This window comes from Bradyrhizobium sp. WYCCWR 12699, from assembly GCF_032144035.1.
GTDB lineage: Bacteria > Pseudomonadota > Alphaproteobacteria > Rhizobiales > Xanthobacteraceae > Bradyrhizobium.
Genome location: NZ_JAVTJN010000039.1, coordinates 1,448,374 through 1,473,731 on the forward strand (window position 1 = coordinate 1,448,374; position 25,358 = coordinate 1,473,731).

Sequence of the window (25,358 nt, forward strand, 5' to 3'; positions counted from 1 at the left end):
GACTTGCAACGGAGGCTTCGATGCCGATCGCTGGAATTTACGGTCCCGACGACTTTGCCAACCGGCCGCAGGGCCAGCACCTAGGCCAAGCTACCGCCTCCCCCCGTGCAGCACCGGCACGAACGGGACCCACGCTGCCGACGCCCTCGCTGGCATGGACACCGGAGGTCGCGCGCGCCACCGCGCCGCTCTACGAGCGTGTGAAGCATGTGATCCCGCCGATCGAGTGGCCGCTGATGGCGCCGACGATCCTGGCGATCAACGAGCTGAAGCACGCGCGCGGCGCGGTGATCCTCGCGCACAATTACCAGGCGCCCGAGATCTTCCACTGTGTCGCAGATATCGGCGGCGACTCGCTCCAGCTCGCCGTCGAAGCCACCAAGGTGAAGGCCGGCATCATCGTCCAGTGCGGCGTGCACTTCATGGCGGAGACCTCGAAGCTGCTCAACCCGGACAAGACGGTGCTGATCCCGGACTCGCGCGCCGGCTGCTCGCTCGCCGCCAGCATCACGGGCGCCGACGTCCGCCTGCTCCGCGAAAAATTTCCGGGCGTACCTGTCGTTGCCTATGTCAACACCTCGGCCGAGGTGAAGGCCGAGGTCGACATCTGCTGTACCTCGTCGAATGCGGTGCAGGTGGTCGAGAGCTTGGGCACGCGAAGCGTGATCTTCCTGCCCGATCGCTATCTCGCCACTTACGTGGCCTCGAAGACCGACGTGAAGATCATCGCCTGGAAGGGCGCCTGCGAGGTGCACGAGCGGTTCAAGGGCGAAGAGCTGCGTGCCTTCCGCGAGGCCGATCCCTCGGTGCAGATCATCGCGCATCCGGAATGCCCGCCTGACGTGCTGGCGGAAGCCGACTTCACGGGGTCGACCGCGCACATGATCAACTGGGTGCGTGAGCGGCGGCCGCGGCGCCTGGTGATGATCACGGAATGCTCGATGGCCGACAATGTGCGGGCCGAGCTGCCTGACGTCGAGATGCTGCGACCCTGCAATCTCTGCCCGCACATGAAGCGCATCACGCTCGCCAACATTTTGGAGAGCCTGCTGACGCTCCGTGAGGAGGTGACGATCGATCCCGCGCTTGCGGATCGCGCAAGGCGCTCGGTCGAGCGGATGATCAATCTGAAGAACTGAAGGCAACCCGCAACAGCAAGCACCGCTGTCATCCCGGACAAGCCCGCGCAGATTCGGGCCCCCCCGCGCGAGCGCTCGCGCTCGTCGCGCTAACCACAGGAAGATGTTTGGCGAGTTGGCGCGAGAACCCCTCCCTGGGGTTATGGGTCCCTGCATTCGCAGGGACGACGGCGGAGTGAATGGAGAGAGCACAATGACCAACGACATCCACACCCTCACCCGCACCGACATCGTCATCGTCGGCGGCGGTCTTGCCGGATTGTTTTGCGCGCTGAAACTCGCGCCGCGGCCGGTGACCTTGATCTCGGCCGCGCCGCTCGGACAGGGCGCATCATCGGCGTGGGCGCAGGGCGGCATCGCCGCGGCCGTGGCCGAGGGCGACACGCCGGAGGCGCATGCGGCTGACACGATCGCGGTCGGTGGCGGCCTGGTCGACGCGGCGGTGGCGCTCGGCATCGCGCGCGAAGCGGCACCCCGCATCCATGACCTGCTCACTTATGGCGTCCCCTTCGATCGCGATCTCGAAGGCAGGCTCGCTGTCGGCCGTGAGGCGGCACATTCCGCCCGCCGCATCGTGCATGTCAGGGGCGACGGCGCGGGCGCCGCGATCATCGCGGCCTTGAGCGAGGCCGTGCGCCGCACGCCGTCGATCCGCGTCATCGAAGGTGTCGTCGCCGAAACGCTCCTGACCGAGGATGGCGCCGTCACAGGACTTCAGTTGCGCGAAGCCGGCAATCTTTCGGCGCGGCCGCTCGTGCTCGCCGCCCGCGCGGTGGTGCTTGCCACCGGCGGCATCGGACATCTCTATGCCGTCTCCACCAATCCGCGCGAGGCTGGCGGCTCCGGCCTTGCCATCGCCGCCCGTGCGGGTGCCGTGATCGCCGACCCCGAATTCGTCCAGTTCCACCCGACCGCCATCATGACCGGAGGCGATCCGGCGCCGCTCGCCACCGAAGCCCTGCGCGGCGAAGGCGCGACGCTGATCAACGGCAATGGCGAGCGCTTCATGGCGGCGCGTCATCCGCTCGCCGAGCTCGCGCCACGCGACATCGTGGCACGCGGCGTGTTCGCCGAGATCGCGGCCGGGCGCGGCGCCTTCCTCGATGCGCGGGCGGCGCTGGGCAAACGTTTCGCCGACAGATTTCCGACCGTGCATGCGAGCTGCCTCGCCGCCGGCATCGATCCGGCGACGCAAGCCATCCCGATCGCGCCCGCTGCGCATTACCACATGGGCGGCATCGCGGTGGACGGGCGCGGCCGCAGCTCGATCGACGGGCTCTGGGCCGGCGGCGAGGTGTCGTCGACCGGCGCTCACGGCGCCAACCGGCTCGCCTCGAATTCACTGCTCGAGGCCGTGGTCTACGCCGCGCGCATCGCCGAGGACATCGCCGGCCGCGTTCTCCCCTCGCCTGCCGGAGTCCCCGACGCACCGGTTGCTTCGCGTGGCGGCGCGCCGGATGGCGCGATGGTGAAGCGGCTGCGCGCGATGATGAGCGCGCATGTCGGCGTGGTCCGCGACGATCCCGGCCTTGCGGAAGCCGTGCGCCACATCGCCACGCTCGAGCGCGAGGCAACCAGCACCGCGCTGCGCAATATGGCGACATCAGCCCTGCTCGTCGCAGCCTCGGCGTGGAGCCGGCGTGAAAGCCGCGGCGCGCATTTCCGCATCGGCCATCCGACGGATGTGCCCGCGCTGGCGCAGCGAACGATGACCGATCTCGCCGCGGCGCGCGAGATCGCCGAAAGCCTGAGCGAGCAGCCCCTGCCGCGCACCGTCCAGCCCATGATTGCCTGAAGGAAGCCTCTGATGAACCCGACCTCACTGCTCTATCCCGACGCCTTCCTCTCGCCGCTCGCCATCGACGCGGCCGTGCAGCGCGCGCTCGACGAGGACCTCGGCCGCGCCGGCGATATCACTTCACTTGCGACGATTCCCGAAGCGACCAGGGCCCAGGCGATCCTGGTCGCGCGCCAGTCCGGCGTGATCGCAGGCCTGCCGCTCGCGCTCGTGACGCTGCAAAGGCTCTCGCCCGACATCGAGGTGCGCGCGCATGTCCGTGACGCCGCACGCGTTGCCGGGGGACAGCAGGTGCTGACGATCTCGGGCCCCGCGCGCGCCATTCTCACCGCGGAGCGAACCGCGCTGAACTTCGTCGGCCGCCTGTCGGGCGTTGCGACGCTCACGGCGGATTATGTCGCGCGCACCGAAGGCACGACAATGCGCGTCTGCTGCACGCGCAAGACCACGCCGGGGTTGCGCGCGCTGGAGAAATACGCGGTGCGCTGCGGCGGCGGCTTCAACCACCGCTTCGGCCTCGACGACGCGATCCTGATCAAGGACAACCACATCGCGGTCGCCGGCGGCGTCCGAGCGGTGCTGGAGCGCGCCCGCAGCCACGCCGGCCATCTGGTCAAGATCGAGATCGAGGTCGATACGCTGGCGCAACTGCGCGAGGTGCTCGACAGCGGGCTCGCCGACGCCGTGCTGCTCGACAACATGGATCTTGCGACGCTGCGTGAGGCGGTGCGGCTCAACGAAGGCCGCCTCGAGCTGGAGGCATCCGGCGGCGTCACACTGGATTCGATCGCCGCGATTGCCGCGACCGGCGTCGATTACGCGTCAGCGGGCGCGCTGACCCATTCGGCGCCGAATTTCGATTGCGCGCTGGATATCGAGATGTGAGCGGTCTTTCCGTCAGGGCCGGGCTTGTCCCGGCCATCCACGCCTTAGCCACGCGGGACGAAGAACGTGGATGCCCGGGACAAGCCCGGGCATGACGGTCTCTTTGTGATGACGACTACCTCCGCTCGCTCGCGCCCATCTCGGCGGAGCTCTTGGCTTCCTGCGCGAGCTCGGCGGAGAGCGCGGCGGTCTGGGCCGGCGTGCCCCAGCTCGGTTCCTCGCTGCCGTCGCCCCAGGCGCGGGGGCGGTAGAAGGTGTGCACGCCGGTCTTGTACATCTTCTTCATCTCGGCGACCCAGGACGGGCGCACCCAATAGGCATGATAATGCGTGGACTTGCCGACTTCGGGCAGCCAGATCTGGCCGTCGAGCATGGCCTTCGCGATCTTCTTGGCGCGCTCCCACATCTCGGGCTCGCGGATCACGTCGGCATTGTTGTCGCAGGCAAAAGTGAACTGGCAGGCGAGATGGCGGTGCTTGTTCTGATAGACCGCGCCGCACACCGTATCAGGGTACTTGCCGGAGAATACGCGGTTCATCACGACTTGCGCGACGGCCATCTGGCCGCGGACGGCCTCGCCGCGGGATTCGAAGTAGACCGCTTCCGCGAGGCACTTCTCGGATTTCGCGCGCGACTTGTCGTCGAGCGCGAGCCGTTCCGCCGGTGACCTGGTCCGCTGGTTGTCGGCGTTGACCTCGCCCTTCGGAGCAACGCTCTCGCCGCTCTCGATGTCCTTGGCGATCTCCACCGTGGGCGGCGTCAGCGAGGCCGTCACCTTCATGTCGGGGTCGGGCATCACGATCAGCGGTTCGGCGCCGGGCTTCCAGCTCTCTATGCTCTCGAGATTGCCGCCGAGCGAGGAGCTGCCGAAGAACAGGTTCGAGGTCTTGACGCTGAAGGGATCGCGCACAGGCGTCGTCGGCGCAGTCGCCCGCTTCAGCGCTTCGAGGGGCTGGACCGCGAACGCACGCGCGGCGTCGCTGGCTTGTGGCGGATTGGCATATTGCGGCAGCGGCGGCGCGCGCAGCGCTTCCTGGAGCTCGGGATCGAGCGCGGCCGCGGATTCCGGCGACATCGCCTGCGGCAACGCGGCCGTCTTGGCCCCGAACACCGAGCTGTTCGACGTCGCGGGATCTTCCTGCGACGGTGCCGCCGCGGGCGCATTCGTCTCCGGAGCCTGGCCCGGTGTAATTGTTGCGAGGCGATCACCCTTCATCGAGCGATCGACCTTGGGAAAGTCGGAAGCCTGGTAGCGCGGCGCGGTCTGCAGCGCCGGATTGCGGCTGATCGCGCCGGTGACGTCGCGGCCATCGAGGCTCGCGAGACGCACCATCGCGCTCTGCGGCACGGAGGTGCCGATGGGCCGCGAAAAACTGTAGGTGGCGAGCTGGATCGAGGACGCCGCAGAGAACACCTGCTTCTGCCAACGCTCGGCAACGCCAGGTTGGCGCGCCAGCAAGGAGGCAATGTCCTGATAGCCGGTCTCTCTCGGCATCAATGCGAAGATGCAGAGACCGATTCCGAAGGACGCGAACCGCGCGCCCTTCGGATGGTTACGCAACACTGACATCGTTACGCTCACGCTACGCTTACGCCAGAAAAATCGAGCCGCAGTACATCCGTGCAATTCGATCTTTATCGTAAGTATCCAATTTAGGTTGCCGGGGCGTTAATCGGCGTTGCGCGTGCAGCACACTCAAGCGAACACAGGTGTTTTCACGGGGCGATCGCGCGCGCTGGTAAATGCGTCGTCACGTGAAGCGGTAAACGACCCGTCAACGCGAATGGTGAAGGAACTCTTGACGGCGCGTATCACTACGGGATGCCCGACGAGTTCCCAGTGTTGCGCGCAGTGCATCCGCGATGCTCGTCATGGCGAGCGCCGCGAAGCAATCCAGAATCTCTCCGCAGAGATGGTCTGGATTGCTTCGTCGCAAGGGCTCCTCGCAATGACCGGGGGAGAGAGCATCGGCCCAAATGAAAAGAGGCGGAGCTTTCGCCCCGCCTCTTCATTCCAGCATTTTAGTTCTGCTTACGCCTGGCTCGCGATCGCCTTGCCGAGCGCGGCTTGCGCGGCGGCAAGGCGGGCGATCGGCACGCGGTAGGGCGAGCAGGAGACGTAGTCGAGGCCGATATTGTGGCAGAAAGCGACCGAGGCGGGATCGCCACCGTGCTCGCCGCAGATGCCGACCTTGAGCTTCGGCCGCGTCTTGCGGCCGCGCGCGACACCGATCTTGACCAGTTCGCCGACGCCTTCCTGGTCCAGCGCGACGAAGGGATCGATCGGGAGGATGCCCTTGGACACGTAGGTCCCTAGGAAGCTCGCCGCATCGTCGCGGCTGATGCCGTAGGTCGTCTGCGTGAGGTCGTTGGTGCCGAACGAGAAGAACTCGGCCGACTCCGCGATCTCGGCCGCGAGCAGACAGGCGCGCGGCAGCTCGATCATGGTGCCGACCTGATAGGCGAGCTTGGTGTTGGTGTCGCGCATCACCGCCTGTGCGGTGGCGTCGATCCGCGCCTTGACGAGATCGAGCTCGGCCTTGGTCGCGATCAGCGGCACCATCACCTCGAGGCCGACGGCCTTGCCGGTGCGCTTCTCGGCTTCAACCGCCGCCTCGAAGATCGCACGCGCCTGCATCTCGGCGATCTCCGGATAGGCGATCGCGATGCGGCAGCCGCGGAAGCCGAGCATCGGATTGAACTCCGAGAGCTCGCGCGCGCGATCGGCGAGGCGCCGCGGGTCGGTGTTCATGGCGCGCGCCACTTCCTCGACCTCGGCGTGGGTGTGCGGCAGGAATTCATGGAGGGGAGGATCCAAAAGCCGGATCGTGACCGGTAGGCCCTTCATGATCTCGAACAGCTCGACGAAGTCGGCGCGCTGCATCGGCAGCAGCTTGGCGAGCGCGGCGCGGCGGGACTGCTCGTCCTCGGAGAGGATCATCTCGCGCACCGTGCGGATGCGCGTCTCTTCGAAGAACATGTGCTCGGTGCGGCAGAGGCCGATGCCTTCGGCGCCGAACTTGATCGCGGTGCGCGCGTCGTCGGGCGTATCGCCATTGACGCGAACGCCGATCTTGCGGACCTGGTCGGCCCAGTTCATCAGCGTGCCGAACTCGCCGGACAGCTCCGGCTCGATCATCGGCATGCGGCCGGCGAGCACCTGGCCGAGCGAACCGTCGATGGTGATGACGTCGCCGGTCTTGAAGGTGCGCGAGCCGATGCTCATCGTGCCGCGGCCGTAATCGACGCGGATGGTGCCGCAGCCGGAGACGCAGGGCTTGCCCATGCCGCGGGCGACGACCGCTGCGTGCGAGGTCATGCCGCCGCGTGTGGTCAAAATGCCTTCGGCGGCGTGCATGCCGTGGATGTCTTCCGGGCTGGTCTCGATGCGGACCAAAATCACCTTACGCCCGTCGCCCTGAAGCTTGGCCGCCTCGTCCGAGGAGAACACGATCTCGCCGGACGCAGCACCCGGGGATGCCGGCAGGCCGGTCGCGATCACGTCGCGCTTGGCATTGGGATCGATGGTCGGGTGCAGGAGCTGGTCGAGCGAAGCCGGATCGATGCGGGTGACCGCTTCCTTCTTGCTGATCAGGCCTTCATTGGCGAGCTCGACCGCGATGCGCAGTGCGGCTTTCGCGGTACGCTTGCCGCCGCGGGTCTGCAGCATCCACAGCTTGCCCTGCTCGACCGTGAACTCCATGTCCTGCATGTCGCGGTAGTGCTTCTCGAGCAGCGTGTAGATCCGCGTCAGCTCCTTGAAGGCCTCCGGCATCGCCGCTTCCATCGACGCCTTGTCGGAGCCCGATTCCTTGCGCGCTTCCTCGGTGATGTCCTGCGGCGTGCGGATGCCCGCCACCACGTCCTCGCCCTGCGCGTTGATCAGGAATTCGCCGTAAAGCTTGCTCTCGCCGGTCGAGGGGTTGCGGGTGAACGCAACGCCGGTCGCCGAGGTCTCGCCCATGTTGCCGAACACCATGGCCTGCACGTTGACCGCGGTGCCCCAGGATTCCGGAATGTCGTGCAGCTTGCGATAGGTCACCGCGCGCGCGTTCATCCAGGATGAGAACACGGCGCCGATCGCGCCCCAGAGCTGGTCGTGCGGATCCTGCGGAAAATCCTTGCCGGTCTCGCGGGCGACCGCGTCCTTGTATTTGCCGACTAGGTCGACCCAATCGTCGGCCGACAGATCGGTGTCGAGCGTGTAACCCTGGCTATCCTTGAAGGTGTCGAGGATTTCCTCGAAGTGATGATGCTCGAAACCGAGCACCACGTCCGAGTACATGGTGATGAAGCGGCGATAGCTGTCATAGGCGAAGCGACGATCGCCCGACAATTCCGACAACGCTTCCACGGTCTGGTCGTTGAGGCCGAGGTTGAGCACGGTATCCATCATGCCCGGCATGGAGGCACGCGCGCCGGAGCGCACCGAGACGAGCAGCGGATTCTTGGTGTCGCCAAAGATCTTGCCGGTCAATTTGCCGACATGGTCGAGCGCCTTCTCGACCTGCGCCTGCAGTTCCTTGGGGTAGGTTTTGCCGTGGGCATAGAAGTAGGTGCAGACCGAGGTTGGGATGGTGAAGCCGGGAGGCACCGGCAGGCCGAGATTGGCCATTTCGGCAAGATTGGCGCCCTTGCCGCCGAGCAGGTCGCGCATCTCCGTCCGGCCTTCGGCCTTGCCGTCACCGAACGTGTAAACCCATTTGCCGGCCTTGCCCGCGGCTGGCGTCGTCTTCGCGGGCGCAGCCTTCTTCGGCGCGGGCTTCGCGGCGACTTTGGGCGCGACCGCCTTGGTTACGGCCTTTGCCGCCGGCTTGCCCGCGGGCTTCGCGGCAGCCTTTGCAGCGGGCTTGGCGACCGGCTTCGGCGCGCTCTTGGCCAGCGCCTTGCGGGCCGGCGGCGCGGCCTTCGCAGCGGCGGAGGACTTTGATTTCGCTGGCATTTTTTTAGGCTTCGAGGCGGCTTTGGCCATAGCTTGCACACAACCTGCGAGAGGAATGGGAAATCGCGGGCCTTACACCACTTTGGGCGGGCCCGCGCAAGTCGGACAGTTCCGAAAAGTGAACGCCTAGAAGCGGAGCCACTTCAGGAGCCCGAGCCCGATCGCGCCGTTCACGATGAGGAAGATCGCGACGATCAGGTTGAGGAGCCGCGGCATGATCAGGATGAGCACGCCCGCAATCAACGACAGGATCGGCGAAATGTGGGCGACGGTGATGTGCATGAATTATCTTTCTGTGGAGGGGGTGCGAATCGCGGGCGGATCATAGCCCTCCCGGTTCCGGGAGTAGAGACGCGCAACAGGCGAGTCGAGTTCCGGCTCCCACGAAAACTGCCAGAAATTGCCGCTGTTGCGGCGGGGCTTTTCCCGGAACATTGCCAACACGCATGCATTGGCAACCGGTCGCGCCGCTGGCGCGTCCGAACCATCACGTCGAAGGAGTTGTCCATGCGGAACAGGATTCTTGCCCTTGCAGCGCTCGCGGCCGCGATCGGCTCGCCCCTGGCGGCGCAGGCGCAAAGCGGTGTCACCGTCGGACGCGCGCCCGCCGTGGTCGACAGCGCTCCGACCATTGCGGCCGAACAGCGGCCCGCTTTCCGCGAATATGTCGTCGAACAACGCGTGCCCGCCTTCCGGATTCCGGATCGCATCGTGGTCGGCGCCACCTTACCCGAAAGCGGCGTCACTTATTATGACGTGCCGCAACGCTTCGGCGCCACCACCTACCGCTACACCGTCGTGAACGGCGAGACCGTGCTGGTCGAGCCGCGTTCACGCCGCATCGTCGAGGTGCTGGACTAAAGGACGTATCGAACTGAGATCGACTAGATGTCCGGCGCGTCACTTCAATCAGGCTGGCGCGAGCAGTGTAAATCGGACATCAGGCCCCGCCCGGTCTTCCCCCCGCCGGGCGGGGCACTTTTTTGGAGGCCACTCACGTGTCCCGGACTAGGCGCAACGCGCAAGCGTTGCGACGCAGAGCCGGGACCCAGAGGCTCCGAGCACGCGGGCCGCATGGGCCCCGGCTCTGTAGCGCATCACGCCGCGAAGCGGCGCGCTACACAGCGTCCGGGGCACGGGAGCCGCAATACCCGCACCTCAATCCTGGATCTTCGAGAAATCCGCCACCGCGCGCGTGGCGCTGCGGATCTCGTTCAGCAGCTTCAGGCGGTTCTCGCGCACCTTGGCATCGTCGTCGTTGACGCGAACCTTGTCGAAGAACGCATCGACCGCAGTTCGAAGAGTTGAAAGCGACTCCATCGCTGCTTCAAAATCTTGTTTCCCTACGTGCAGCTTCGCGTCAGCAACCGTGCTTTGGATAGTTCGCCAAAGATGCCGCTCGTAGTCATCCGTCATCAACTCAGGATCTGGCGCACCGTCATAAGTGCGCTTATCTTTCTTCTCCTCAATCGAAAGGATGTTGCTTGCGCGCTTGGTGCCCGCCAACAAGTTCTTTCCGTCATCAGTATCGAGAAACTTACCTAGCGCCTCGACGCGACGGACGATTGTTAGCAGGTCATCCTCCAATGCGATCGCAAATGCCGCTTGAACGAGGTCATGTCGAGCTCCGACAGCGCGCAACTGGACCTCCAAGCGATCCACAAGGAAATCGAGCAAGCCAAACACACGTTCCTTTGCGGTTTTTGACTCCTGCTCCACCACGTCGTCGGAGAAGGTTTCATCGACCAAATCACTCCAAGCTTTTTGAACGGCGGCATCGAAAAGGCCGCTTTCTCTCTCCACACGTATAAGAGCAATCCTCGAACCTTCGAGCCTCGCGCTCTTGATATCCAAGAAACACTCAATGTCGGCTGTCGTGAAAATGTCCACGAGCGGAAGATGAAGTTTATTCTCCAAGATGATGCGTATTACCCCTAAAGCAGCGCGCCTAAGCGCATAAGGGTCCTTACTCCCGGTCGGCTTTTCATCGATCCCCCAGAACCCGACAAGCATGTCGATCTTGTCCGCAAGCGCCACCGCAATGCTCACGGGGTCCGTTGGAACCCCATCAGATTGTCCTAGAGGCTTGTAGTGATCTTCTATCGCCGCAGCGACTGAGGGTTCTTCGCCCTTCGCCAAGGCATAGTACTTGCCCATAGTGCCTTGAAGCTCAGGAAACTCACCGACGACTTCGCTTAGCCGATCCGCTCTCGCAAGCTCGGCTGCACGACGGACTTTTTCGACATCAGCCCCCACTAGCGGCGCTATCTCGACAGCCAAATGAACCACGCGATCGACATGCTGGCGCTCATTGCCCAGCTTCTCATGGAAAACAATCTGGCCGAACTTGGCTAGGAGTTGATCGACTGACTTCTCCTTCCAGTTTTTCAGGTCGGTTTCGTAGAAGAACTTCGCATCCGACAGGCGCGGACGGATCACGCGCTCGTTTCCTGAGACGATGACCTTGCCGCCATCGGCAGCCTCGATATTGGCGGTCAGGACGAACTTGTTGGTCAGCTTCCCGGTCTTGGGATCCTTAACCACGAAGCACTTCTGGTTGTTGCGGATGGTGGCGCGGATCACCTCGTCGGGAATCGCGAGGTATTCCGCTTCGAACGATCCCATCATAACGACCGGCCATTCGACCAGGCCCGAAACCTCATCAAGCAGCACCTGATCCTCGACCAATTCGAAGCCCTGCGCGAAGGTCAATTCCTTAGCATCAGCGAAGATAATGTCCTTGCGGGCTTGCGGATCCAGAATGACCTTTGCGGCCTTCAGCTTCGCCTCATAGTCCTCGAAGCGGCGCACCTGAATGGGCGCCGGCGCAAGGAAGCGGTGGCCATATGTCGTCTGGCCGCTCTGGATGCCATCCACCTCGAACTTCACGACATCGGGCTCTTCGGTCTCGAGCCCGAAGGTCGCGGTGATCGCGTGCAGCGGGCGCACCCAGTTGAGCGAGCCCGGTTTGCCCGAGCGCGCGCCCCAGCGCATCGATTTCGGCCAGGGGAAGGTGCGGATGATGACGGGCAGGATTTCGGCGAGCACGTCGATCGCATCGCGGCCGGGCTTCTCGATCAAGCCGATGTAGAAATCACCCTTGGGATCGCGCTGGATTTTTGCTTCGTCCAGCGACTTCAGACCCGTCGCTTTCAGGAAGCCCTGTACGGCCGCATCGGGCGCACCGATTTTCGGGCCGCGGCGTTCGGTCTTGAGGTCCGGCTGGCGCGCGGGGATGCCGTGCACGGTGAGCGCGAGGCGGCGCGGCGTCGCGAACGCCTTCGCGCCCTCGTAGACGAGCCCTTCGGCGACCAGCTTGTCGGTGACCATACGGCGCAGATCGTCGGCCGCCTTGGCCTGCATGCGCGCGGGAATCTCTTCCGAGAACAGTTCAAGCAAAAGATCGGGCATCAGGCCGCTCCGCCCGCTTCAGTATGGATCCAGGCCTCGCCGCAGGCTTTTGCCAATTCGCGCACGCGCAAGATGTAGCTCTGACGTTCGGTCACCGAGATCACGCCGCGCGCATCCAGGAGGTTGAAGACGTGGCTGGCCTTGATGCACTGGTCATAGGCCGGCAGCGCCATCAAATGCGCCTCGCGCTTGTCGTCCTTCCAGCCGGCGTCGAGGTACTTCCTGCAGGCGGCTTCCGCCATCTTGAACTGCTCGAACAGCATCGCCGTGTCGGCGACTTCGAAATTGTGCTTCGAATATTCCCGCTCGGCCTGCAGGAAGACGTCGCCATAGGTGACCTTGGCGTCGCCATCGCGGCCGTTGAAATTGAGGTCGTAGACGCGGTCGACGCCCTGCACATACATCGCGAGGCGCTCAAGCCCGTAGGTGAGCTCGCCCGCGACCGGCGCGCATTCGAAGCCCGCGACCTGCTGGAAATAGGTGAACTGGCTCACCTCCATGCCGTCGCACCAGCACTCCCAACCGAGGCCCCAGGCGCCCAGCGTCGGGCTCTCCCAGTCGTCCTCGACGAAGCGGATGTCGTGCACGGCGCTATCGATGCCGATCGCGGCGAGCGACTTCAGGTACAGCTCCTGAAGGTTCGGCGGCGACGGCTTCATGATCACCTGGAACTGGTAATAGTGCTGCATCCGGTTCGGGTTCTCGCCATAGCGACCGTCCTTGGGCCGGCGCGAGGGCTGAACATAGGCGGCGTTCCAGGGCTTCGGCCCGAGCGCGCGCAGTGTGGTCGCCGGATGGAAGGTGCCCGCGCCCATCTCCATGTCGTAGGGCTGCAGGATCACGCAGCCCTGCTCGGCCCAGAACCGCTGTAGCGCGAGGATAAAACCCTGGAACGAGCGTTCCGGGCGCATATGGGCGGGCAATGAGGCGTCCATCGTCAGATCAGGCTCTCGCGGGGGTTTTGAATCGCGCGGGACCGTATCGACGGCGGGGGTGGGAATCAAGGCAAAGGGGGCAAAGAGCGGTCATTCCGGGGCGCCCGAAGGGCGAACCCGGAATCTCGGGATTCCGGGCTCGATGCTTCGCATCGCCCCGAAATGACGGCGCGAATGGGAAAGGCGCGGCTACCCCGGCCTGAACGCCCCGGTCACGGGGTCACGTTTCAGCGTCTGGATATCCCCCATACGAGCGGCCTCGGCGACGCGCGACAGGCGCATCTCCTCCAGCTCCTGGTTGATCTTGACAGCGGTCTTGTAGGCCCAGCGGACCACGGCAAGCCCGCCCAGCACGCCCGCGAAAGCGACGAACGGCGGCATCGGTCGATCCTTGTTGAGTGCTCAGCCCCCACGCACATTCTTGCGCAGACCGGGCCGCGCCGCAATTGGCTCGCCCTCAAGTTCCCCTGGACCAAATGGCGCGGAAGGACTCGGGCTAGAACCCGAATTTCGCCCAAATCGCCCGCGTTTCGACCGCCGAGATCAGCTCGTCCGGCAGCCCGGCCATTGATTCCAGGGCCGAAAGCCCCGCGCCGGGCGATTTCCGGCCCAAAAGACCTGACAGCAGCCCGGTTGGCTGCGCGATCACAGGGGTGAGAACCTTGTCGCCATAGCGGGCACGAAGAGTTGAGCGGAGATCGCCGATGCTGTCGGCAAGTCCCAGCGCTACCGAGCTCTCGCCGGCCCAGTATTCGCCCGTGAACAGGGTATCGTCCGCGCCCTTGAGGCGCGCACCGCGGCTCTCCTTCACCAGCGAAATGAAGATCTGGTGGATCTCACGCTGGATCGCCTTCAGCTTGGCGACGTCATCGGGATTTTCGGGCAGGAACGGGTCGAGCATCGCCTTGTGTTCGCCGACCGTGTAGAGACGCCGCTCGATGCCGAGCCGCCTGATCGCCTCCTGGAAACCGAAGCTGCCGCCGACCACGCCGATCGATCCGAGGATCGAGGAAGGATCGCAGATGATCTCGTCGCCGGCGCAGGCGATCATGTAGCCGCCGGAGGCGGCAACATCCTCGACGAACACCAGCACCGGCAGCTTCTTTTCCGCCGCGAGCTGCTTGATGCGCAGATAGATCTGACGCGACTGCACCGGCGAGCCGCCGGGCGAATTGATCACCAGCGCCACCGCCTTGGCGTTGCGCATCGAGAACGCACGCTCGAGCACCTTGGCGACGCCCGCGAGCGTCATGCCGGGACGCAGCGGCGTCACCGCGCCGATCACGCCCGACAGCCGCACCACCGGCACCACCGCAGTGCCGGGGCGGAAGCGCGCCGGCAGATATTGCATGAGCTTGTCGGCCAGGCCGGAACTCTCACGATCGTTCAATTGTTCGGCCATGCCGTTACCTCTGATTAACCATTTCTTATCACGCGACTGTCATTGGAAGTGCCTGGAACGTGTTTTGCAGATTTCTCGTTGGGAGGCTGCAATGAGGCAGCGGAGAACACCATGAAAATCTATCTGCTGATGCTGCTGATCGGTGCGCTGTTCATGGCGATCCGCCTGACGACTCCGCAAGAGCAGCAGTCGGAATCGCTTCCGCAGTAAGCCGTCAAGGTTCCATCAGCGGCAAGGCCGCTCTCCCCTCCAAAATCTCCATCATCTCGTTTTTTGAAACGCGAGCCTCATCATTGAGCATGAGGCCCGGCAGCAATCGCGTCGGGGCCCGGCCACCTTTGACCGCGCGCACCAGCACACGGATCGCGGGCCGCCCCGCCTCGCCGTGAACCGGCAGGATCGCAAGGCTGCCGAATCCGCGCGACAGGGCCTCCAGGACATCGGCGATGCCATCTGCACGCCAGATCAATGTCAGCACGCCATTCGATCGGAGGATGCGCCGCGCTGCATGTACCCACGCATGCAGCGTCTCCTCCGTTGCCACATGCGCGGTGTGACGCAGCCGATCGGGCGAGCCGCGATGCCGGGCCGGATCGTTGAATGGCGGATTCATCAGCACCACGTCGACGCTGTCGGGCGACAGGCCATGTGACGCAAAGCCTTGCGCGTCGGCCGTGACGTCGAGCACGATCGTCTCGGCGGCAATCGCGTTTGCCGCCGCGTTGTCGCGAGCGAGCTCGGCCAGCGCCGGATCGATCTCGACCAGGCTGAGCCTGATCCCGGGAATACGCCGGGCCAGCGCCAGCCCGGCCGTGCCGACGCCGGCCCCGAAATCGACCACGCGATCTCCGATGCGCGCCTCGGTCGCCGCCGCGAGCAGGATGGCATCGTGCCCGGCGCGATGGCCGGACCGCTTCTGCTTGAGGCGCAACTGCCCGCCGAGAAAGGCGTCTTCGGTAATATCTGTCGCCTCACTCATCGCCGCGCAGTTCGTGGCTGAGGCCGGCCTCGGTCAGCAGCTCCCTCGCCTCCTGGGCGTCGTCCTCGTGGACGAGGATCCGCCGCGGCAGGATACCGAGCGAGCCCTCGATGATGCTCATGTTCTGGTCCAGCACCAGATGATGGATATTGGCGCCATCGAGCAGCGCGCCGATCGCCGACACCAGCACCATATCGTTGGTCCGAACCAGTTCACGCAAATCGCAGGTTCTCCTGCCTGAAAAGGGGGTAACGGCAAATGTCAATGGTTCCGCAGCACTTGCCGCATCCGCCGCCAGTTTCTATTGTCTTTCCGTCAGAATAGCCCTTTTGGGGCAAATATTGGAGACCGGCGTGGCCGTCATCGTACCTTTCGAAACTCCCGGCGCGTCGATCGAAGAGCTGATTGCCCTTGTCGCCCCTGACATGGAGCGCGTCAACGCCACGATCCTGTCGCGGACCGGTTCGGACGTGACCATGATCCCGGAGGTCGCCAACCATCTGATCTCCTCGGGGGGCAAGCGCCTGCGGCCGATGCTGACGCTCGCCATGGCCAACCTCGCCGGCTACACCGGCGACGGCCACATCAAGCTCGCTGCCTCCGTCGAGTTCATGCATACCGCCACGCTGCTGCACGACGACGTCGTGGACGAGAGCGAGATGCGCCGCGGCAAGCTGTCGGCGCGCATGCTCTGGGGCAATGAGGCGAGCGTGCTGGTCGGCGACTTCCTGCTCGGCCAGGCGTTCCGCATGATGGTCGAGGTCGGCTCGCTGCGCGCGCTCGACATCCTCTCTGCGGCGGCCGCCACCATCGCCGAGGGCGAGGTGATGCAGCTTGCGGCCGCCAAGAACACCGCGACCACCGAGGACGAATATCTCGCCGTGATCCGCGGCAAGACCGCCGAGCTATTCGCGGCGGCCTGCGAGGTCGGCCCCGTCATCGCCAACCGCCCGAAGGCCGAGCAGACCGCCTGCCGCTCGGTCGGCATGAATCTCGGCATCGCCTTCCAGCTCGTCGACGACGTGCTCGACTATGGCGGCAAGAGCGCCAAGCTCGGCAAGAACACCGGCGACGATTTCCGCGAGGGCAAGATCACGCTGCCCGTCGTGCTCGCGTTCCGCCGCGGCAACGACACCGAGCGCGCCTTCTGGATCCGGGCGCTGGAGCGCGGCGAGATCGGCGACAGCGATCTCGATCACGCCATCGGGCTCATGAACAAGCATCGCGCGCTGGAAGACACGCTGAGCCGCGCCCAGCACTACGGCGCGATGGCCGTCGACGCACTGGCACTGTTCCCGTCCTCGCCGATGAAGAGCGCGCTGGAGCAGGTGGTGGCGTTCTGTCTGGCGCGGTCGCATTAGGCGGCGGCTGACGCTCGTCCTGGATTGGGCGCTGTGAGAGTGTGCGCGCAACTCCCCCGTCATTGCGAGCGCAGCGAAGCAATCCAGAATCCCTCCGCGGAAACAGCCTGGATTGCTTCGCTGCGCTCCCAGCGACCGAGCAAGATGCCCCACTTCTTCTCACGTCCCGGACGCGCTGCAGCGTGAAAGGCTGCTGCGCAGAGCCGGGACCCAGGCCCCGAAATCAGCAATATGGGCCCCGGCTCTGTAGCGCACCGCTGAAGAAGCGTTGCGCTACGTCCGGGGCACGACAGCGGCTCAGCTTCGGTCTCGCTCGCCTAGTCACTTGCATTTTGCAAGTTACTTGCCTACTTTCTGCCCATGCAGCCTAAATCACCTTCCATCCAGGAATGCCCCGTCGGCCGGGCCGTGGAGACGGTCGGCGAATGGTGGAGCATTCTGATCCTGCGCGATGCGTTTCAGGGGGCGACGAAATTCGACGAATTCTCGCAAAGCCTCGGCATCGCACCGAACATCTTGTCGCGGCGGCTCGCCCATCTCACCGCATCAGGCATGTTCGTCCGGCGCCGCTATCACGAACGGCCGCCGCGCTACGAATATGTGCTGACGGACAAGGCGCGGGATTTCTTCCCCGTGGTCGCGGCGCTGCTGGCCTGGGGCAACAGGCATCTCGCGCCGAAGGGCGAATCCATTCTGCTGGCGAACCGCAAAGATAGTCGTCCGTTCGATCCGGTCGTGGTCGATGCCACCGACATGCAACCGATCACACTCGCCAATGCGGTCGTCATCGCAGGTCCCCATGCGAGCCGCGGGATGCGTACACGACTCGCTTCGCTTAGGGCTATGAACCCGGCCGTCGCGCCGGCTGGAGACTGACATGCGTCGTATCGTCGTGACGGGAATGGGCGCGGTGTCGCCGCTCGGCTGCGGTGTCGAATTATCCTGGCGCCGGCTGCTCGCCGGCCAAAGCGGGTTGCGCCCGCTGCCGGAATGGTCGCAGGCGCTGCCCGCGCGCATTGCCGGGCTCGTGCCCGACAAGGCCGATGATGCCGACGGCGGCTTCGATCCTGCACAGGCGGCCGCGCCAAAAGACCAGCGAAAGATGGACCGCTTCATCCTGTTCGCGCTGCTCGCCACGGCAGAAGCCGTCGCACAGGCGAAATGGACGCCGCAGGATGCGGCCGCGCTTGAACGGACCGCGACGATCATCGCCTCCGGCGTCGGCGGCTTCCCGGCCATGGCGGAGGCGGTGCGCATCACCGAGCAGCGCGGCGTGCGCCGGCTGTCGCCGTTCACGATTCCCTCGTTCCTGGCCAACCTCGCCGCCGGCCACGTCTCGATCAAATACGGCTACAAGGGTGCGCTCGGCACGCCGGTCACCGCCTGCGCCGCCGGCGTGCAGGCGATCGGCGATGCCGCGCGCATGATCCGATCAGGCGAGGTCGATGTCGCGATCTGCGGCGGTGCAGAGGCCTGCATCGACATCGTCAGCCTCGGCGGCTTCGCCGCGGCCCGCGCGCTGTCGAGCGGCTTCAACGACGAGCCCGCGCGCGCCTCGCGCCCGTTCGATAGGAATCGCGACGGCTTTGTCATGGGCGAAGGCGCCGGCATTCTCGTCATCGAGGAGCTGGAACATGCGCTCGCCCGCGGCGCCACGCCGATCGCGGAGCTCGTCGGCTACGGCACGACGGCCGACGCCTATCACATGACGTCGGGTCCGCCCGACGGCGACGGCGCCCGCCGCGCCATGGAGATCGCGCTTCGGCAGGCGAAGCTTGCTCCGGAAGATTTGCAGCACCTGAATGCCCATGCGACCTCCACGCCGGCGGGCGACGAGAGCGAGCTCGGCGCAATCGCCGCGCTGTTCGGCCGCAACCGCGGCATTGCCGTCAGCGCGACCAAATCGGCCACCGGCCATCTGCTCGGCGCCGCCGGCGGCCTCGAAGCGATCTTCACCGTGCTCGCCTTGCGCGATCAGATCGCGCCGCCGACGCTCAATCTCGAAAACCCCGATGCGGGCGCTGACGGCATCGACATCGTCTCGGGCCACGCGCGGCCGCTGCCGATGCAGCATGCCATCTCCAACGGCTTTGGCTTCGGCGGGGTGAATGCCAGCGTGATCTTCCGCCGCGTGGACTAAACGGGGGCCTTCGAACCAAGGCTTGCAATCGCGGTCCGCTGCGCTACGAAAACAGGATGATCGAAACCAATTTCTGGCTGTTCCTGGCCGCGGCCTGTCTCATTGCTGCCATTCCCGGCCCCGGCATCTTCTACGTCGCGGCACGGACCTTGTCGGACGGGCGCGCCAGCGGCTTTGCCTCGACCGCGGGCACGGCCCTGGGCGGGCTGGTTCATGTGGTCGCCGGCAGCCTCGGCATCTCCGCAATCATCCTTGCGAGCGCCGAATTGTTCGCCGCCGTCAAATTCGTCGGCGCGCTCTATCTGGTCTGGCTCGGCATCAAGACGTTTCGCAGCGCCAGCCGCGCGCTGTCGCTCGAGAGCGACTCTGTCGGCGACAAACGCGCCTTCCGCGACGGCGTGCTGGTCGAGGCGCTGAACCCGAAGACCGCCGCGTTCTTTCTCGCCTTCATTCCGCAGTTCCTCGATCCCGCCGGATCGAGCCCCACGCTGCAATTCATCATGCTCGGTGCGATCTCGGTGGCGTTGAACACGCTCGCCGACATCATCGTGGTGCTGATGGCCTCCGCGACGCGCACGCAGCTGATCGGACGGCCGCATCTGATGCGGCGTCTCACCCAAAGCCCCGGCGTCTTCATTGCAGGTCTCGGCCTGTCGTTGGCCTTGGCGCGGCGACCGGCAAATGGCTAGCATCCCGCAGGACCGCTTCTATGAATCCCATGGCCTGCGGCTGCACTACGCCGATTGGGGCAATGAGAGCGCGCCGGCTCTCATCCTGGTGCATGGCGGCCGCGATCATTGCCGGAGCTGGGACGTCATCGCCCGGTCGCTGCAGCCGCATTTCCACATAATCGCACCCGATCTGCGCGGCCACGGCGATTCCGAATGGACCCGGGGCGGCAGCTACGCGCTGACCGAATACGTCTACGACCTCGCCCAGCTCATCCGCGTCCTCGCAGCGCCGGAGGTCACTCTCATCGGTCATTCCATGGGCGGCATGGTGAGCCTGATCTTTTCAGGATCATTCCCCGAAAAGGTCACGAAGCTCGTCGTGCTCGACGGCGTGACCATGCTGCCGGATACGCCGAAGGCCCCAGTGCATGAGCGCATCGGCAAATGGGTCGGCCAGCTCGACAGACTGCATGACCGCACGCCGCGCCGCTACGCGACCCTCGAGGACGCGGCAGCGCAGATGGTGCTGCACAACAAGCGTCTCACCCGTGACCTCGCGCTGCATCTCGCCACTCACGGCGCGCGGCGGAACGAGGACGGTTCCTATAGCTGGAAATTCGATCCCTATCAGCGCGCCTCCGCGCCGCACCGGCTCTGGCCGGACGATCACATCGCGCTGTGGGGCCGCATCGCCTGCCCGACGCTGCTGCTCAACGCCGGCGAGAGCTTTCTCGCCGGTGCCAGGGCGGCGGGCCTCGAGCGGTATTTCCAGCAAGCGCGCGTCGAGACCATCGCCGGCGCCGGACACTGGCTGCAGCATGACAAGCCGCAGGAAGTGCTGGACGAGATCCGGCGGTTTCTTGGGCTGGCTGAGGACGCCGCAGATTTAGTGCAACTGCCGTAGGGTGGCACGCTCCAGCGTCTTCGGCGAAAGACCTAGCTCAACGTCCCCGCATGCACCCACCAGCCGGGATGATCGCGCCGGATCTTTTCGGCGGCGGTATGCGCTTCGTTGGCCGCGCCGTAGATCGCAAAGCACGTCGCGCCCGAGCCGGACATGCGAGCGAGCTTGACGCCGGGGGAGTCGCGCAGGGCTTCCAGCACCTCGCCGATCACGGGCTGGATCCGCAGTGCAGGCGCTTCGAGATCGTTGGGAACGCGTTCGAGAACGTCGATCCAATCGGCAATCGATCCGCCCTCCTCCGGCCAGGCCGGAGCGCGGATGACGTCGGCGACACCGACCAGCAATTGACCGTTGCGCAGGCCCAATTCGCTGAACACGTCCTTGGTGGCAACGGGCACGCGCGGATTGACCATCACGCAAGGCATGCTCGGCAGTGCGAGCGGCAGCAGCTGCTCGCCGACGCCGGTCATGTCGCAGGCACGCGAGGCCAGGCACACCGGCACGTCGGCGCCGGTCGCGAGCGCAACCTTCTGCAGCCGGGGATCATCGAGCGACAGATCGTTGAGGCGCGCCAGGAGCCGCAGCGCCGCTGCAGCGTCGGCCGAGCCGCCACCGATGCCGGCGGCCACCGGCAGCACCTTGTCGAGCGCGAACGCACCCAGCTTCAGGCCCGGCACCGCCTCGGCGAGCAGCTTGGCGGCCTTGAACACGAGATTGTCGGAGGTATCGCCACAGGCCGCGGCCAGCGGCCCCGTGGTGGTGAGCCTCAGCTCGCCGCCCGGCTCCAGCGTAAGGCGGTCGGCGCAGTCGGCGAACGCAACCACACTTTCGAGATCATGATAGCCGTCGGCACGACGGCCTACGACGCGAAGGCTCAAATTGACCTTCGCGCGCCCTTCTTCAATCAACGCCGGCATCGGCGACACGCCCCCAACTTCGCTTAAGACTAACCGCCCTTGCCGTCGTCCTTCTTCTTCTCCGCCTGCGCGGCCGAAGAGTTCGAATTGTCCTCGGTCAGCCCGTTCGCGATCTTGGCCTCGATCTTCGGCAGTTCTTCCGGCTCGGGCTTGAGATCGCGGGCGTGCGCCCACTGGAATTTGGCTTCCAGCGTGCGGCCGACGCGCCAATAGGCATCGCCCAGATGGTCGTTGATGGTGGGATCCTCGGGCTTGAGGTCGATCGCGCGCTCGAGATTCTTCACCGCTTCCTCGTAATTGCCGATGCGGTAATAGGCCCAGCCGAGCGAGTCGACGATGTAGCCGTCGTCGGGACGCTGCTCGACGGCGCGCTTGATCATCTTCATGCCTTCGTCCAGGTTCACGCCCTGGTCGATCCAGGAATAGCCGAGATAGTTGAGGACGTGAGGCTGGTCGGGCTGCAGCTCGAGCGCCTTCTTCATGTCGGCCTCTGCCTTGGCCCACTGCTTGGAACGCTCCTCGCAGATGCCGCGATAATAATACCAGACGCTGTTGGCCTTGTCGTTGCCGGCCGGCAGCACGTCGATGCCTTGCGAATAGGTCGCGCCGCAGTCGCCGAACTTCTTGCGGCCGCGCTCGATATTGCCGAGCGCCATGATGGCTTCGAGGTCCTTGGCATCCTCCGTGGTGACGCCCTTGAGGATCTTGATCGCTTCCTCGGTGCGGTCGGCGGAATCCAGATCGATGGCGAGCTGGATCTGCGCGTTGCGCTTGAGCGGCGAGCTCGACGGCACGCGCTCATAGACCTTGATCGCCATCTGCGGCCGCTTCACCGATTCATAGAGATCGGCGAGCGAGAGCAGCGCCAGCGGATGCGTCGGCTGCAGGTAGAGCGAGAGCTGGAGATAGACCAGCGCCAGATCCTCGCCGCCGCGGCGGGTCAGCGTGGCGCCGATGCCGTAGAGCGCTTCGGCGGCGCCGGCCTGGGCGGAATCGACCAGCGGCGACATCTTCTTGCCGGCCTTGGTCTCGCGCAGGCCTTCCTGGATCAGCGGATGACGCGCCAGCTTCTTGTCGAAGGCCTGATAGACATTGGTCGCGGCGGCGGAGTCCTTGTTGCGCGACAGCCAGCGCGCATAGGCCTCGGTCACGCGCAGCATGGAATCGTCGAGCTTGTAGGCGCGCTCGAAGCGGGTGCCGGCGTCCTTCTCCTTGCCGGAGAGTTCGAGGATCATGCCGGCGTGAAGGTCCTTGAACAGCGGATACCATTCCGGACCTGCCAGCTTGTCGATGGTGGCGACACCGCCCTTGGCATCGCCTGCACCATAGGCGGCCCAGCCCGAGAGCAGCGTGGCAACGAGATCGGTGATCGGACCGCGGATCGACTGGTTGATGTTGGTCTGCGCGGCAGCGTACTTCTTCACCTTGAGATCGTGCACGCCGACGACGAGACGCGCGACGCGGTTGGTCTTGTCGATGGTGAGGACGCGCTCGGCGAGCTTGACCGCCTCCTCGATGTCGCCGTCGGCGACCGACGAAATGAAGGCGCGATCGAGCAGCTCGTTGTTCTTGGGATCGGTGCGCAGGGCGGAGCGGTAGAACGCGGCGGCAGAGGCCGCGTCACGCTCGACGCTGGCGTGGCGGGCGGCGAGATAGCTGCCGGCCCCGGTGAGCGACTTCAGATCGTTTCGGGTCGGAAACTGCGCCGCCGTGTTCTCCGGGTGATCCGGCGTCTGCGCCAGGACCCTGCCCGGGACGGTCGCGATCGCTGTGCCCATGAGGGCGATGGCGGCAACAGTCCAGCGGTTGAAACGATTTGAAAACATCAGGGCTCGCCTTGAGTTGGTAGTGCCTGGGTTTGCAGCAGAGGGCCGTCTCGCATGCGAACGCGGCCGGTGGCATCGGGACCCGGAACCGTCGGGCCGACAATGCCGCTTTTGGCGCTTCGCCGCAAGGATTCGGACCGGACGCCCCCCTTCCGCACACCCCAAAACGGCCAGGTCACCGGTCAGGAGCAGCCCCAAGACGCCGCTACTATGGCCTTATCGTGGCCAGGACCGGGGGCCCCGGCCCCCTCCTCACGCGAACGTGCACCGGACCACGTCGTGACCCGATCCGCTTGCCCGGCCGGCCGTTACATCGCCTCGTAGTTCGGACCGCCGCCGCCCTCGGGGGGAACCCAGGTGATGTTACCGTTGGGATCCTTCACGTCGCAGGTTTTGCAATGGACGCAGTTCTGGGCGTTGATCTGGAAACGCGGGCTCGACCCCTCCTCGACCCACTCATAGACGCCGGCGGGACAATAGCGATTCGAGGGACCGGCGAAGACGTCGTGCTCCGAGGTCTTCTGCAGGTTCATGTCCGTGACCTTGAGATGGACCGGCTGGTCCTCCTCATGGTTGGTGTTGGACAGGAACACGGAGGACAGCTTGTCGAACGAGATCTTGCCGTCCGGCTTCGGGTAGTTCTTCGGCGCATGCTGTTTGGCCGGATCGAGCGTAGCGCGATCGGGCTTGGCATGAGACTGGGTACCGAACAGCGAGGCGCCGAACAGCGTGTTGCACCACATGTCGAAGCCGCCGAGCGCGACGCCGAGCACGGTGCCGAACTTCGACCACAGAGGCTTGACGTTGCGCACCAGGAACAGATCCTTGCCCACCGACGAGGAGCGCCAGGCGTTCTCGTACTCGACAAGTTCGTCATTGCTGCGATCGCCGGCGAGCGCTGCCGCGACGTGCTCGGCTGCGAGCATGCCGGTGCCCATCGCATTGTGCACGCCCTTGATGCGCGGCACGTTGACGAAGCCGGCCGCGCAACCGATCAGCGCGCCGCCGGGGAAGCTGAGTTTCGGCACCGACTGATAGCCGCCCTCGGTGATGGCGCGCGCACCATAAGCGAGCCGCTTGGCGCCTTCGAAGGTGCCGCGGATCGACGGATGCGTCTTGAAGCGCTGGAACTCGTCGAACGGCGACAGATAGGGATCGTCGTAGTTCAGATGCACGACGAAGCCGACGGCGACGAGATTGTCGTCGTAATGATAGAGGAACGAGCCGCCGCCGGTCTTCAGGTCGAGCGGCCAGCCGAAAGAATGCTGGATCATCCCTTTCTGATGTTTTGCCGGGTCGATCTGCCAGACTTCCTTAAGGCCGATGCCGAACTTTGCCGGCTCGCTCTTGGCATCCAGCGCGAACTTCGCGATGAGTTGCTTGGTCAAGCTGCCGCGAGCGCCTTCGGCGAACAGCGTGTACTTGCCGAGCAATTCCATGCCACGGGTGAAAGAGTCCTTCGGCTTGCCGTCGCGGCCGATGCCCATGTCGCCGGTGGCGATGCCCTTGACCCTGCCCTCCTCGTCATAGAGCACCTCGGCAGCGGCAAAGCCCGGATAGATCTCGACGCCGAGCGCCTCGGCCTTGCGCGCCAGCCAGCGGCAGACATTGCCGAGCGAGCCGATGAAGCAGTGATGATTGTCCATCAGCGGCGGCATCATGAAGTTCGGCAGCTTGATCGCGCCGCCGGCCGTCATCCAATAGAAGCGATCGTCCTTCACCTGCGTCTTCAGCGGGCAGTCGGAATCCTCGCGCCAGTCCGGGATCAGCTTGTCGAGCCCGGCCGGATCGATCACCGCGCCGGAGAGAATATGCGCGCCGACTTCGGAGCCCTTTTCCACCACGACGACGTTGAGATCGGCATTGAGCTGCTTCAGCCGGATCGCGGCCGACAGGCCCGAGGGGCCGGCGCCGACGATGACGACGTCGAATTCCATGGATTCGCGCGGGGGAAGTTCTTCAGTGCTCATCTGATCTCAGCCCTTGAGACGGTCCTCGGTCGTTTGCGCCCTCTTGTTTCCGATTTTTCCGGGTAGGACAACCTCGGA

21 protein-coding genes are annotated in these 25,358 nt (G+C 65.1%); 9 read left to right on the plus strand and 12 right to left on the minus strand.

Annotated elements, in window-relative coordinates; translation table 11 throughout:
• The first annotated feature begins 20 nt into the window (after positions 1-20).
• The 3 genes from nadA to nadC all read left to right on the plus strand — a co-directional run bounded on the left by nadA (position 21) and on the right by nadC (position 3,822).
• On the plus strand, positions 21-1,139 hold the full coding sequence (gene nadA / locus RPS27_RS37520) for a quinolinate synthase NadA (RefSeq protein WP_212065563.1): 1,119 nt from the start codon (positions 21-23) through the stop codon (positions 1,137-1,139).
• 193 nt (positions 1,140-1,332) lie between these two features.
• Positions 1,333-2,934, plus strand: a complete 1,602-nt coding sequence (locus tag RPS27_RS37525) for an L-aspartate oxidase (RefSeq protein ID WP_212065564.1) — start codon at positions 1,333-1,335, stop codon at positions 2,932-2,934.
• Positions 2,935-2,943: 9 nt separating this feature from the next.
• Positions 2,944-3,822: a carboxylating nicotinate-nucleotide diphosphorylase gene (gene nadC / locus RPS27_RS37530; RefSeq protein WP_212065707.1), complete on the plus strand. Its 879-nt coding sequence runs from the start codon at positions 2,944-2,946 to the stop codon at positions 3,820-3,822.
• Between the two features lie 115 nt (positions 3,823-3,937).
• On the opposite strand, the gene RPS27_RS37535 is transcribed toward nadC, so the two are convergent.
• The 3 genes from RPS27_RS37535 to RPS27_RS37545 form a co-directional block, all read right to left on the minus strand.
• Positions 3,938-5,392: a cell wall hydrolase gene (locus tag RPS27_RS37535; protein WP_211419419.1), complete on the minus strand. Its 1,455-nt coding sequence runs from the start codon at positions 5,390-5,392 to the stop codon at positions 3,938-3,940.
• A 462-nt stretch (positions 5,393-5,854) separates the two neighbouring features.
• A complete protein-coding gene (gene ppdK / locus RPS27_RS37540; protein WP_212065565.1) occupies positions 5,855-8,794 on the minus strand; it encodes a pyruvate, phosphate dikinase in 2,940 nt (979 codons plus the stop codon).
• A 96-nt stretch (positions 8,795-8,890) separates the two neighbouring features.
• The gene (locus RPS27_RS37545) at positions 8,891-9,046 is read right to left on the minus strand and encodes a DUF3096 domain-containing protein (RefSeq protein WP_008562090.1); all 156 of its coding nucleotides are present in this window, start codon (positions 9,044-9,046) and stop codon (positions 8,891-8,893) included.
• Between the two features lie 225 nt (positions 9,047-9,271).
• On the opposite strand from RPS27_RS37545, the gene RPS27_RS37550 reads away from it, so the two are divergent.
• The gene (locus RPS27_RS37550) at positions 9,272-9,625 is read left to right on the plus strand and encodes a DUF1236 domain-containing protein (protein WP_194406644.1); all 354 of its coding nucleotides are present in this window, start codon (positions 9,272-9,274) and stop codon (positions 9,623-9,625) included.
• 297 nt (positions 9,626-9,922) lie between these two features.
• Here RPS27_RS37550 and glyS read toward each other — a convergent pair whose 3' ends face one another.
• The 6 genes from glyS to RPS27_RS37580 form a co-directional block, all read right to left on the minus strand.
• Positions 9,923-12,175 (minus strand): glycine--tRNA ligase subunit beta, encoded by a 2,253-nt coding sequence (gene glyS / locus RPS27_RS37555; protein ID WP_212065566.1) that lies wholly within the window; start codon positions 12,173-12,175, stop codon positions 9,923-9,925.
• Positions 12,175-13,110 carry a glycine--tRNA ligase subunit alpha gene (locus RPS27_RS37560; protein WP_038948278.1) on the minus strand — a complete coding sequence of 312 codons (936 nt, stop codon included), beginning with the start codon at positions 13,108-13,110 and terminating at the stop codon, positions 12,175-12,177. The genes glyS and RPS27_RS37560 overlap by 1 nt, the downstream gene beginning before the upstream one ends.
• Before the next feature lie 189 nt (positions 13,111-13,299).
• The gene (locus RPS27_RS37565) at positions 13,300-13,491 is read right to left on the minus strand and encodes a hypothetical protein (RefSeq protein ID WP_211419421.1); all 192 of its coding nucleotides are present in this window, start codon (positions 13,489-13,491) and stop codon (positions 13,300-13,302) included.
• Positions 13,492-13,606: 115 nt separating this feature from the next.
• Positions 13,607-14,512 carry a S49 family peptidase gene (locus RPS27_RS37570; protein WP_313755027.1) on the minus strand — a complete coding sequence of 302 codons (906 nt, stop codon included), beginning with the start codon at positions 14,510-14,512 and terminating at the stop codon, positions 13,607-13,609.
• A 214-nt stretch (positions 14,513-14,726) separates the two neighbouring features.
• Positions 14,727-15,491: a tRNA1(Val) (adenine(37)-N6)-methyltransferase gene (locus RPS27_RS37575; protein ID WP_212065568.1), complete on the minus strand. Its 765-nt coding sequence runs from the start codon at positions 15,489-15,491 to the stop codon at positions 14,727-14,729.
• On the minus strand, positions 15,484-15,711 hold the full coding sequence (locus RPS27_RS37580) for a DUF2007 domain-containing protein (protein ID WP_018323354.1): 228 nt from the start codon (positions 15,709-15,711) through the stop codon (positions 15,484-15,486). Before RPS27_RS37580 ends, RPS27_RS37575 begins: the two co-directional genes overlap by 8 nt.
• A gap of 133 nt (positions 15,712-15,844) precedes the next feature.
• Here RPS27_RS37580 and RPS27_RS37585 point away from each other — a divergent pair, with 133 nt between their 5' ends.
• The 5 genes from RPS27_RS37585 to RPS27_RS37605 all read left to right on the plus strand — a co-directional run bounded on the left by RPS27_RS37585 (position 15,845) and on the right by RPS27_RS37605 (position 20,567).
• Positions 15,845-16,852, plus strand: coding sequence for a polyprenyl synthetase family protein (locus RPS27_RS37585; protein WP_212065569.1), 1,008 nt, complete (start codon positions 15,845-15,847; stop codon positions 16,850-16,852).
• A gap of 360 nt (positions 16,853-17,212) precedes the next feature.
• Positions 17,213-17,728 carry a helix-turn-helix domain-containing protein gene (locus RPS27_RS37590; protein WP_212065570.1) on the plus strand — a complete coding sequence of 172 codons (516 nt, stop codon included), beginning with the start codon at positions 17,213-17,215 and terminating at the stop codon, positions 17,726-17,728.
• 1 nt (position 17,729) lies between these two features.
• Positions 17,730-18,992: a beta-ketoacyl-ACP synthase II gene (gene fabF, locus RPS27_RS37595; RefSeq protein WP_212065571.1), complete on the plus strand. Its 1,263-nt coding sequence runs from the start codon at positions 17,730-17,732 to the stop codon at positions 18,990-18,992.
• A gap of 56 nt (positions 18,993-19,048) precedes the next feature.
• Positions 19,049-19,681, plus strand: coding sequence for a LysE family translocator (locus tag RPS27_RS37600; RefSeq protein ID WP_212065572.1), 633 nt, complete (start codon positions 19,049-19,051; stop codon positions 19,679-19,681).
• Positions 19,674-20,567, plus strand: coding sequence for an alpha/beta fold hydrolase (locus tag RPS27_RS37605; protein ID WP_212065573.1), 894 nt, complete (start codon positions 19,674-19,676; stop codon positions 20,565-20,567). The genes RPS27_RS37600 and RPS27_RS37605 overlap by 8 nt, the downstream gene beginning before the upstream one ends.
• Positions 20,568-20,599: 32 nt before the next feature.
• Here RPS27_RS37605 and RPS27_RS37610 read toward each other — a convergent pair whose 3' ends face one another.
• The 3 genes from RPS27_RS37610 to RPS27_RS37620 all read right to left on the minus strand — a co-directional run bounded on the left by RPS27_RS37610 (position 20,600) and on the right by RPS27_RS37620 (position 25,280).
• A complete protein-coding gene (locus tag RPS27_RS37610) occupies positions 20,600-21,484 on the minus strand; it encodes a 4-(cytidine 5'-diphospho)-2-C-methyl-D-erythritol kinase (RefSeq protein WP_194406635.1) in 885 nt (294 codons plus the stop codon).
• Between the two features lie 29 nt (positions 21,485-21,513).
• A complete protein-coding gene (locus tag RPS27_RS37615; RefSeq protein WP_211419429.1) occupies positions 21,514-23,310 on the minus strand; it encodes a tetratricopeptide repeat protein in 1,797 nt (598 codons plus the stop codon).
• Positions 23,311-23,618: 308 nt separating this feature from the next.
• Entirely contained in the window at positions 23,619-25,280 is a 1,662-nt protein-coding gene (locus tag RPS27_RS37620) for an electron transfer flavoprotein-ubiquinone oxidoreductase (RefSeq protein WP_212065574.1), read from the minus strand.
• Between the last annotated feature and the right edge of the window lie 78 nt (positions 25,281-25,358).